The organism is Dolichospermum sp. LEGE 00240 (assembly GCF_015207875.1).
Lineage (GTDB): Bacteria > Cyanobacteriota > Cyanobacteriia > Cyanobacteriales > Nostocaceae > Dolichospermum > Dolichospermum gracile.
Genome location: NZ_JADEVZ010000106.1, coordinates 1 through 11,122 on the forward strand (window position 1 = coordinate 1; position 11,122 = coordinate 11,122).

General features: G+C 39.7%; 5 protein-coding genes and 1 pseudogene. 4 read left to right on the plus strand and 2 right to left on the minus strand.

Annotated elements, in window-relative coordinates; genetic code table 11:
- Positions 1 to 852: 852 nt before the first annotated feature.
- Positions 853 to 1,068 (plus strand): annotated as a pseudogene (locus IQ226_RS22875) (hypothetical protein); the annotation flags it as partial.
- Positions 1,069 to 1,106: 38 nt separating this feature from the next.
- Here IQ226_RS22875 and IQ226_RS22880 read toward each other — a convergent pair.
- Positions 1,107 to 6,131 (minus strand): type I polyketide synthase, encoded by a 5,025-nt coding sequence (locus IQ226_RS22880; RefSeq protein WP_193899225.1) that lies wholly within the window; start codon positions 6,129 to 6,131, stop codon positions 1,107 to 1,109.
- A gap of 547 nt (positions 6,132 to 6,678) precedes the next feature.
- Here IQ226_RS22880 and IQ226_RS22885 point away from each other — a divergent pair.
- Together IQ226_RS22885 and gshA are read left to right on the plus strand one after the other, a co-directional pair.
- Positions 6,679 to 7,791, plus strand: a complete 1,113-nt coding sequence (locus IQ226_RS22885) for a DMT family transporter (RefSeq protein ID WP_370567218.1) — start codon at positions 6,679 to 6,681, stop codon at positions 7,789 to 7,791.
- A 20-nt stretch (positions 7,792 to 7,811) separates the two neighbouring features.
- Complete coding sequence (gene gshA / locus IQ226_RS22890) at positions 7,812 to 8,951, plus strand: glutamate--cysteine ligase (protein WP_193899227.1); 1,140 nt, start codon at positions 7,812 to 7,814, stop codon at positions 8,949 to 8,951.
- A 253-nt stretch (positions 8,952 to 9,204) separates the two neighbouring features.
- On the opposite strand, the gene grxC is transcribed toward gshA, so the two are convergent.
- On the minus strand, positions 9,205 to 9,474 hold the full coding sequence (gene grxC, locus IQ226_RS22895; RefSeq protein WP_193899228.1) for a glutaredoxin 3: 270 nt from the start codon (positions 9,472 to 9,474) through the stop codon (positions 9,205 to 9,207).
- A 148-nt stretch (positions 9,475 to 9,622) separates the two neighbouring features.
- On the opposite strand from grxC, the gene IQ226_RS22900 reads away from it, so the two are divergent.
- A complete protein-coding gene (locus IQ226_RS22900; RefSeq protein WP_193899232.1) occupies positions 9,623 to 11,020 on the plus strand; it encodes an FAD-linked oxidase C-terminal domain-containing protein in 1,398 nt (465 codons plus the stop codon).
- Positions 11,021 to 11,122: the final 102 nt, after the last annotated feature.

Sequence of the window (11,122 nt, forward strand, 5' to 3'; positions counted from 1 at the left end):
GTGCGCCTGTAGATTCTTTAGCTGCCGCCGCTATTCGAGGAGTATACCAGTTACGAAAAACTGATAGAGAATGGTTGATTAAAGCTGGAAGACATCTGAGTATGTTACTCAAAGATGATTATGATCGTCTGCGGTTTATTTTAAGTCAGATTCATCCTTAATATAGGAATTTAATTGGTACAGTGGACATTATTCGCTAAATTGATGCCAATTGCAGTCATCAGAAAGTTGTAAGTCGAAAGCAATAAATCCGACCTTCCGCACCCTAAACCCTATATTCCGCACTTCACAATGTAGTATCCACCTTTTCAAGAATTATTCCTAATAAGGGTTAAATTGTTCAATATTAATACCTAAAATGATGGATAAAATATGTGTTTTATTGAACGATAAAAAATTAAATTATGGAAATATTCGCGTATTACAAAATGAAGTGCGGAAAGTGGGCTAAACTGTCACACAACGAAAAATGGTCGTTTGGGGATTTGAGATCGGCGATAGCGAAGCGCTGCTGCAAGCAGTTCGCCACCTAAGATTTCGACGATTTTGTATCAAAATTATCATCAAAGGTATTCAAAAATCCGATAGCGGAGCGTGGCGTTAGCCATAATTACCGATTGTGACACTGGGGGGTGCGGAATGTGGGATAAATAAAAGCAAAGTCATAATACATATTTACTAAAATCTACTATAGAATTGGCTGCTGTTACAAATCACTCAATATAGAGCATTTAGAAAATAGGTGCTATGCACAAACGAGTAAAACTATCCTTCTGTGTTCTGCTTAGGAGTCTGGGAAGCATTGGGATGTGGCTTATTTTAATACGGCAAAAGGATAGTGAAGTCCGTGATGGACTAGAAAATGCAGAAGAAGTCCCTGCCCAAATTCTACCCCATATTCACCTCTTACCCGCCAATTCTGGCTTGAAAATCACCCTGTTGTCGCGTCCCTTTACCCAAGGTAGACCATACTTCCGTCCTGGTGCAGGTGGGGAAACAGTCATTGCCGAAATTGAAGGTAAACGTTTGCAAACTAAACGCAATCTATCAGAAGAGAATCAACTTGCTACAGCAATAGGGTTTGAGACGCGCTAACCCTGGCTCTATTATCTGTTCCCAATATTTTTAAAATATCCTCTTAAATCTTGGGATATCAATTGTAAAATCTGTTCTCGATCACTTTCCAAAAACAGATGTTTACCATCAAGCTTATGTAGCTTAAATGATCTGTTAGTATGAACGCGCCACGCAGACAAATGCTCTTCCTTGAGAAATTTATCCTCGCAACCAAAAAAGCTAGTAATGGGAAAATCTAGCGAATCTTCTTCTGTATAAACATAGTTATCTTTTTGGATCACAGATGCTGCTTTCAAAGAATTTAGTAACAACTGCAAAAATGTATTATCTTCCCCAACAAATTCAGATAGTTCTAGATTTGTTAAATCTTTCACGAACTTGAGTAATTCGGAACGAGAAAGGTTTTTTAAGGAAGGATAGGGATAAAGAAGTTGGGGAGCGTGTTGAGCGCCGACAAAGAAATGAATCGGTTGCAGATCATGGTGACGACGCAAATAACGACACAGTTCAAAATTAATCAATGCCCCTAAACTATGACCATAGAAAGCAAATTCCTTATCAAGATGGGGCAACAAAAATTCTGCCAAATCTGCTACTAATGGAGTCAAATACTCAAAAGTTGGTTTACTTTTAGGGTATGTTTGAGGAGCAAGCTGGAGGGCATAAACTTCAATATCCGCTGGTAGACTATTTGACCAATTTTTGAAGATAGAAATATCTCCTCCCGCATGAGGCAGACAAAAAAGACGCAACTTAGCATTTGCTTTTCGTTGGGTATCAATTATCCATTTTGGTGATGTTTGTGATGATTGGAAATTGATTAAAGGTTGCCCTTTTACTATTAGCGAATGATTGATATTATTGTCAGATGGTACAATCATTAAATCAGATTGTTCTTTGAGTTTTTTCAGGGAATAGAGAGAAGCCATCACTGCATCTCCATCAATCCCAAAGTCAATTAAACAGGCAATTTCATCAACTCCAATTGCTTGTAGTTGTTGCACCATTAATTGACAGCTTTCAGGTGTGCCAATTAAGGCGCTAGTTTGAAAATAACGCTCAAAAGCATAAGCCAATAAGTGTTCCTTTTCTTTTTTATCCAAACCATCCAGATTCGTGATGCCATGTCTCCACAGATTTACTGAACTTTCTAAATAGGTAGTAAATGGCTTCCTGACTTTATGGCGAACTAAATTCATATCTTCGCCAATGAAAGTATGCAGCATGAGGGTAACTTGACCAGCCTCCGGATCATGACCATTTTTTGCCAATGACTCTCGATAAGAGGCGATTTTTTCAGCTAATTCTTCAATAGGCTGGAACAGAAGGGCAGTTAAGACATTAGCACCAATAGCACCAGCTTCAACAAATCTCTCTTTTCCCCCGGTGCAGGTAATCCAAATAGCTATTTCCTTTTGTTTGGGTAGGGGGTAAATTCTGGTTTCGGTTTCTTTACCAATACCATTAGGTAAGGAGATTGATTCACCTTGCCAGAGTTTCTGTACCGTTTTAATGCCTGAAAACATAACTTCTGCACTATTGGCAAAGTGATCAGGTGCGAACACAAAATCATTCGGGTTCCAACCACGGGCAAAAGCGATGTCTACTCGCCCTTGAGAGAGGTTATCTACTACCGCCCATTCTTCAGCCACTCGGATGGGGTTATGTAGAGGTAAAACCACGCTACCAGCACGGATACGAACCCGATTAGTTACCATAGCTAGGGCAGAACCTAAGACAGCTGGATTGGGGTAGAGTCCACCAAAAGCATGAAAATGGCGTTCTGGTATCCAGACTGCGGTTAAGCCATATTGGTCGGCGAATTTTGACCCCTCAATTAAGAGGCTATACTTGTCGCTTTTAAACTCAGCCTCGTTACTGGCAAAGTATAACAGGCTAAATTGCATGGCTTTTTTTGGTGATTGATAATTGGTAATTGTTGATTGGTAATATTTATCTGACTGCTGACTGCTGAATGTTGACTGCCCTGGGGGTGTTGAGACTGGGTTCTCTAGCTCGCCAGCTAAGTGAACAGCTAAAGTTTCCACAGTGGGAAAATTCCAAACAATTGTTGCTTCTAAGGAACGTCCTAGCATTTGCTCCAAATCTTTGGCTAACTTGACTGCTCCTATGGATTTGAGTCCATAATCCCGAAAAGATTGCCCAGATTTGCCATTTTCGGTTGATTTGGTTGCTACTTCTAAATTTTTATGCAGCCAGTGTACTATCCAATTCTCAATTGATTCGGCCGTATGAGTGGAAAAAAGTGGGGCAGATTCAGGAACATCATTCTTGATGGCAGTTTTCAACTCTGTATTCGATGGAGGTTCAAGACTAACAGGACAAGCTATTTCTAGGGTTGAAGCATTATTTGATGATGGAGTGGTTTGGTAAAAACTATTTGCATCCTGATCAAACCAGTACCGTTGTCTCTGAAATGGATAAGTTGGCAGCGATCGCCTCCGTCGGGGATAATCCTGATCAAAGCCATGCCAATTTACAGAAATTCCCTGCAAGTATAGCGTCTCTAAATTTTGCAGTAGTTGTCGCCAGTCTTCCTTTCCTGGAATCATCCCAGTTAACCAAATTCCCACACCAGAATCTAGGCATTGGCGACCCATTTCTAACAGTAGAGACTGGGGACCTACCTCTACAAATACTGTATAACCCAGTTTATGAAGTATTTTCATGCTATCAGCGAATTGGACTGGCTGCTGGATATGATTGCACCAATACTCTGGAGTCCCGATTTCTGCTTTAATTTCCTGTGCAGTAATCGAAGAAATGATCCTCATTTTGGGGGATGAATAATTTACTGTTGAGGCAATTTGTTGAAATGCTGCGGCGACGGGTTTCATTAAAGGGGAATGGAAAGCCAGATTGTAGTTTAACTTTCGCGTTTTGATCCCATCAGTTTGTAAAGTTGTTACTACTGCCTCAACTGCCTCAATTTCCCCAGAAATAATCATCAGGTTGGGACTGTTGATAGCGGCGATCGCTACTCTGTCTATATAAGGTGCAATCGCTGTTACTACTTGCGCCACATCTGCAAAAACCTCTACCATTGATCCCTGGGGCGACAATGATTGCATTAAATGTCCGCGTTGGGCAATTAGCTGGAGGGCATCTTCTAAACTAAAAACCCCAGCTACGCAAGCTGCTACATATTCGCCCATGCTATAACCCATGACTGCATCTGGGATGATACCCCAGGATTTCCATAACTCAGCTAGGGCATATTCCAGGGCAAATAACACAGGTTGGGTATAGACTGTTTCATCTAAGAAATTAGTCGGTGTTAGCTGATTTTCTGGATATAAAATTTCTAGTAGTGGCTGATCTAAATAAGGACTGAGAATTTCTTGACAGCGTTCTAGGGTAGCCCGGAATGTAGGTTGAGTTTCGTAGAGTTGGCGACATGAATTGACATATTGACTACCCTGTCCAGGGAATAAAAATACTATTTTGGGTTGTTTACCATTGTGCGATCGCTTCTGATCTTTTCCGAAAGTATTTGTTGCTGATACAATAGCTGCTAACTTCTCTATCAATATTTCTCGTGATTCTGCTACCACAGCCAGACGATGATAAAAATGAGTTCTGCTAGTATTAGCAGTGAAACATAAATCTGCCAGTGAAAAATCGAGATCACGGTTCTGCAACTTTCCTAGATAAAGATTTGCCAAGTCTAATAGTGCCTTTTCCGTTTTAGCTGATAAAGTCAGAATATGTAGGGGGCGTTCCCTTTTGTCCATATTTTGCTGAGACGATAAAGGGGCTGCTTCCAGAATGATATGACAGTTAGTACCACCAAAACCAAAAGAACTAACTCCGGCAAATCTTGTCTCTGTGATAGAATGCCAAGACTGTAAATTAGTGGGGATAGAAAAGGTTGTTCCTGCTAAAGAAATATAGGGATTTAGTTGTTTTAAGTGTAGATTAGGAAAAATCTGCTGATGTTGTAATGATAGCGTTGTCTTGATCAGTCCTGCTATACCGGCGGCTGCTTCTAAATGACCAATATTAGTTTTGACAGAGCCAAGCCAACAAGGTTGATTTGGTTCTCGATTCTGCATCAATACTGCTTTTAAAGCTTTATACTCGATAGCATCTCCTAAACCGGAAGCAGTTCCGTGGGTTTCCACATAACTAATTTCCGTTGGTTCTACTTCTGCGTTTTCTAGGGCTTGACGGAGAAGTGTTTGTTGAGCTATGCCATTAGGTGATGTAATGCCATGACTAAGACCATTTTGGTTAACGGCCGAACCTCTAATGATGGCGAGAATATTGTCTTGATCTTTGATGGCATCATCAAGGCGTTTAAGTATAAAAATACCACAACCTTCACCCCTGACAAAACCATTAGCTCCAGCATCAAAGGTTTTGCAACGACCTTGAGGTGATAGCATACCTTTAAGAGAAAGAGCTATCGATTCTTCCGGGGATAAACGTAGGGATACTCCTCCAGTTATAGCCAAGTTAGATTCACCACTACGTAAACTTTGACAGGCTAAATGTACTGCAACCAGGGATGAAGAACAAGCGGTATCAATAGCTAAACTTGGACCTTGCAGATTTAAAAAATAAGATAAGCGATTAGCTACAAAGCACAGAAAAGTATGGGGTCCGTCTTCGGCATCTATGGTAGATATATCCTTATAAATTAGCCTGTGATAATCGCTTTGGCTCATGCCAATGAATACCCCAGTTTTACTACCCGCTAGAGTTTTGGGGACGATGCCGGCATTTTCTAAAGATTCCCAAGCTACCTCTAGTACAAGTCTATGATGGGGATCAATGCGTTGGGCATCACTAGGGGAAATGTCGAAAAAATCAGGCTCGAAATGATCTATCTTGTCTAAGAAACCTCCCCAACGGGAGACAGTTTTTCCTGGTGTACCTGCTGTGGGAGTATATAAATCATTAATATCCCATCGTTCTAAAGGTATGTCTGTAATTGCATCTACGCCTTCCCTTAGTATCTTCCAGAAGGATTCTATATCTTGAGCTTGCGGGAAACGACAACCCATTCCAATAACTGCTATGGCTTCCATGAAGATATCCTTTGTATATTGCTTGAAAATTACTAATAATAATGACGGTGCTGCTACACTACGGCGTAAGTGAATGCACCATTTTTAAGCCTTGTAATCAATCAAATTTTCGTAGCTTTTAATAGTCATCTTACTTATGCTGTGTTGTACTAAGCTGTTGTGCATTTAGTTTGTATAATTCTAGCGGGCAAGACTTGTCCTGAGTTTGCCGAAGTATGCCCGCACCACAAAGTTCAAGTAAATTATGGTTATCAAATTTAGCTGCTTAACAGCTTAGTAGTTCGTTAAATTTATTTTGACCGTCATTTTCAGGTTGACAGACTACTGGTGGTCTGTCAAGCTGAAAATTGTCAGCTTGAGGGAAAATAGAGAGGCTATTAACTGTAAACCTCATCCATAAAATAGAAAATTGACAAACCACTAGCTACAACAATAACTAAGTCATAATTTTAGCACTGATTTTAGCTATCAAGTTGAAAAATCCCTGAATAACAAGTATATTAATTGTAGAACTATCTACTACTACGTAGCATGGGTAAATATATATGTGCCAATCTGCATTCCTAAAAAAATTATGACCACCACAGTCAATGTTCCAGATGTACAGACTGAAAAAAAACCAACCTTGAATACCCTACTGCTAATTCCTCTAGCAGTGTTTATGTTATCTTTAGCGCCAATATTTATCAGGGTCAGTGAACTGGAAATTAGTCCTAATGCTACGGTCTTTAATCGCTTTTGGATTTCTACTGTTATCCTGGGGCTGTGGGAAGTGATCACAATTATTAGTAGTAAAGTATCCCAGAAATCTCCTGAACCACAAGAGTCGTGGACAAGTCAAGATATAGGGCTGTTTGTACTAGCTGCGGGTTTCGGTGCAGCCAACTTAACTGCTTGGGCTTGGTCTTTAACTCAAACCAACATTGCCAATTCTAATTTATTGCATAATTTCACGCCATTTTTCGCTACTTTGGGCGGGTGGCTATTTTTAAAGCACAGTTTTGACAGCAAATTTATCATTGGTCTGATTTTAGCTTCATTTGGGGCGATCGCTATTGGTTTTGAAGATTTTAATTTGACTAGCACTCACTTGACAGGTGATGCGATCGCTTTACTCTCGGCTGTATTTTATGCTGGAAATGCTCTCTGTGCAGAAAAACTCAGAGCCAAGTTTGCCGCGACAACCATCATACTTTGGAGTTGTTTGTTCAGAACTCTTTGGCTGTTACCAATAACTCTGATTTTTGATGAGCAAGTTTTCCCAGTTTCCGTAAATGGATGGTTAGCGGTGATTTCTTTAGCACTTTTCTGTCAAGTGCTGGCTACGGTAATTATGTTCCATAACCTGAAAAAGTTCTCATCAGGTTTTGTATCTTTGTTCCTGTTGCTTGATCCGATTATTACTGCCATATTAGCCTGGGTAATATTTGCGGAAAAGTTAAGTATCGTTAACTGGTTCGCTTTTTTCACAGTGTTAGCTGGTATATATTTAGCTAAATCTGGACAAGGCTCTCAGAAGGTAGAGGAGAAACTAGAATTTGGTATTGGACAAAACCAGCCTCAACCTTATCCCAATTTAACCAAGGCTTATTTAGATCCGGTAGTGAATGCAGTCAGGTTACTAATTGCCAAAATACCTGGAAAAGATGGAGTTAACTAGATCAAATTAAATAGAGTTCTATGCTATTAACAAAAGGTTTTGAATTAGAAATATTTTTGGGTACCCCCCAAGGTGATCCCATTCCCTTAGCTGAAAAAGTTGTAGGGAAAGTGGATAGGTTTATGCAAGAAACAGATGAACGGCATATAGAATATATAACTGAACCTCTGCACAGCTACGAACAGCTTTTAAGTCAATTAATATTACCGCGAATTCAACTCAGAGAATATCTAAAAACTTTAGGAGATTATACAGTAATTCCTGGTAGTACATTGTCATTAGGAAGAAGCGATCGCTTTTATCGTTCAGGAGATACAAGTCCTTATTTAGAATACATTGAACGCAACCACGGCAGTAATGTGGTTACTGCTAGTGTTCACATCAACATTGGTTTTAGTGATCCAGAATTATTAATCCGAGCTTGTCGTCTCATTAAAATGGAAGCACCCCTATATTTAGCTTTAAGTGCTTCCTCTCCATTTCTGGATGATCACACTACAGGTTATCACTCTACACGCTGGCATATTTTACCCCATTCCCAATATCACATTCCCCTATTTGAAAACCACGCCGAATATATTGAGTGGGTGGAAGGACATTTAGCCGCAGGGACAATGTTTAATGTCCGTCATCATTGGGATAATGTGCGACCGAATGGCGATCGCCGTCCTTATGATATTAATCGGCTAGAACTGAGAATCTGTGACTTAGTTACTGATCCTACTTCTTTACTAGCTATTACTGCTTTGTTAGAAGCCCGTCTTTGGCAATTGGTTAATGATCCTAACCTCGACCCTTTAGAAATGAGTCAATTACCAGCAACAACCAGAAAACAAGACTTAATTGATTTAACAAAAGCTAATGAAGCCGCCGTCAAAGTATCAAGTTTAGATGCTGAGTTAAGACATTGGCAAGACGGCAGAAAAATTCTAGCTCGTAATTGGATCAATGAGATTTATAATAATGTTTTGCCATTAGTTAAACAACAAGGCTTTGAGAACTTTCTCTCACCTGTGCAAACAATTTTACAGGCAGGTAATACTGCACAAAAATGGTTAAAAATGTATGCTCAAGGTGCTGATATTCGTTCAATTATTACCCAAGCCATTCAAGAGATGGCCAAGCAAGAACTTGACTTAGCCAACCAGTTTGGTATATGAGCAGTTTAAAAGGTTTGATGTAAGTAAGCTGTTGTGCATTTAGTTTGTATAATTCTAGCGGGCAAGATGCCCGCACTACAAAGTTCAAGTAAATTATGGTTATCAAATTTAGCTGCGTAACAGCTTATTCATCTCTAGCAATAGTTAACACCCAGATCCCCGACTTCTGGTGATCAATTTATAATTTATGGAGACAATAAATAAAAGAAGTCGGGGATATTATCACCTGATCTGAATTCTTACAGTTTGATTCCTAGATTGCAACCTCTTTTAAAAGTTCGTCTAGCTTACCCTGCTTGTCTAGTGCGGAAATGTCGTCAAAACCACCGATATGTTGATCGTTGATGAAAATTTGAGGTACAGTACGTCTGCCATTAGCTCGTTCAGCCATCTTCGCTCTAGCGACCTCATCCCCATCAATAGAGTATTCCGTAAATTCAACACCTTTGCTTTTCAATAAGCTTTTGGCTCTAGGGCAGAAAGGACAATAAGTCCAAGTGTAAATTTCTACTTTAGCAGTCATGGTATGTTTAATGTAGAGTAATAGTGTTTCTATTGTAGAACAGGAGTCAGGAGTTAGGAGTCAGAAGTTCAGCAACAAGAATTCATTTTTCTCCTCTGCTTCCCCTACGCTCACAGATATGATCACTATTCAAACCAACATAAATAATATGATTCCTAAAAATATTCTCCCTCATCTACAACCAACTAAATGGCGAAAAATTGCCCAAAAATTTGAGGCAGTTGTGGGCAAAAAAGGAGTTGTCCAACGTCAGGAAGAATTGCTCACCTACGAATGTGATAGTTTAACTAGCTATCGTCAACGTCCAGCATTAGTTGTACTACCACGCACCACAGAACAAGTAGCAGAAGTAGTCAAAATTTGCCATCAAAAACAAATTCCTTGGGTGACACGGGGTGCGGGGACAGGTATATCTGGAGGTGCGCTACCAGTTGAAAATTGTGTTTTAATTGTCACCACATTGATGAAGCAAATATTGAAAGTTGACCTAGAAAATCAACTGATTATTGTCCAAGCAGGGGTCATCAATAATTGGGTAACTCAAGCCATTAGTGGTAGTGGATTTTACTATGCGCCAGATCCTTCCAGTCAAACTGTTTGCACAATTGGAGGCAACATTGCGGAGAATGCTGGTGGTATTCATTGCTTGAAATATGGTGTGACAACCAATCATGTTTTGGGATTAAAATTGGTAATTACTGATGGTTCTGTGGTCGATGTTGGGGGAATGATTCCAGAAATGCCTGGTTATGACCTCACCGGCTTATTTGTTGGTTCAGAAGGCACTTTAGGAATTGCTACAGAAATCACTTTACGCATTATTAAGACACCTGAAGCCATTGGTACACTTCTAGCAGACTTTGCCACTATTGAAGACGCAGGAAATGCCGTCACTAATATTATTAGTGCTGGAATTATGCCGGCGGCGATGGAACTAATGGATAATATGACAATTAATGCCATAGAAGATGTTATTAATACAGGATGTTATCCTAGAGATGCGGCGGCGGTTTTATTGATAGAGCTTGATGGTTTAGCAGTAGAAGTAGAAAGCAATCAACAGCAGGTTGCTAAAATTTGTCAACAAAACGGAGCGAGAAATGTAATTATTGCTAGTGACCAACAAATGCGCGTGAAACTATGGCAAGGGCGTAAAACTGCCCTAATTGCTTTAGGATATCAGAGTAATTATTTTCTCCAAGATGGAGTTATCCCGCGTACTCAATTAGCATCTGTCCTCAAAGAAATTGCCGCGTTGGGAAATAAATATGGGTATCGTATTGCTAACACCCTTCATGCTGGTGATGGTAACTTACATCCAGTCATTCTTTATAATCATTCTGTTCCTGGTGCTTTTAAACAGGTGGAAGAATTAAGTGGCGAAATTCTCAAACTTTGTGTAAGAGTGGGTGGAAGTATTTCTGGAGAACATGGTATTGGTGCTGATAAAAAATGTTTAATGCCGGAAATGTTCAATGATGCTGACTTGGAGACAATGCAACTGTTACGCCTAGCTTTTAACCCACATTCCGCAGATGTGACCTAGATTATTGGGATTTTTGAAAAATTTCAGCCAGGAAAATTTTATCTACCTAATTTTCTGGTTGAGTTTAACTTTATTTGCCAAAAAATAGAACATATTAAGTAA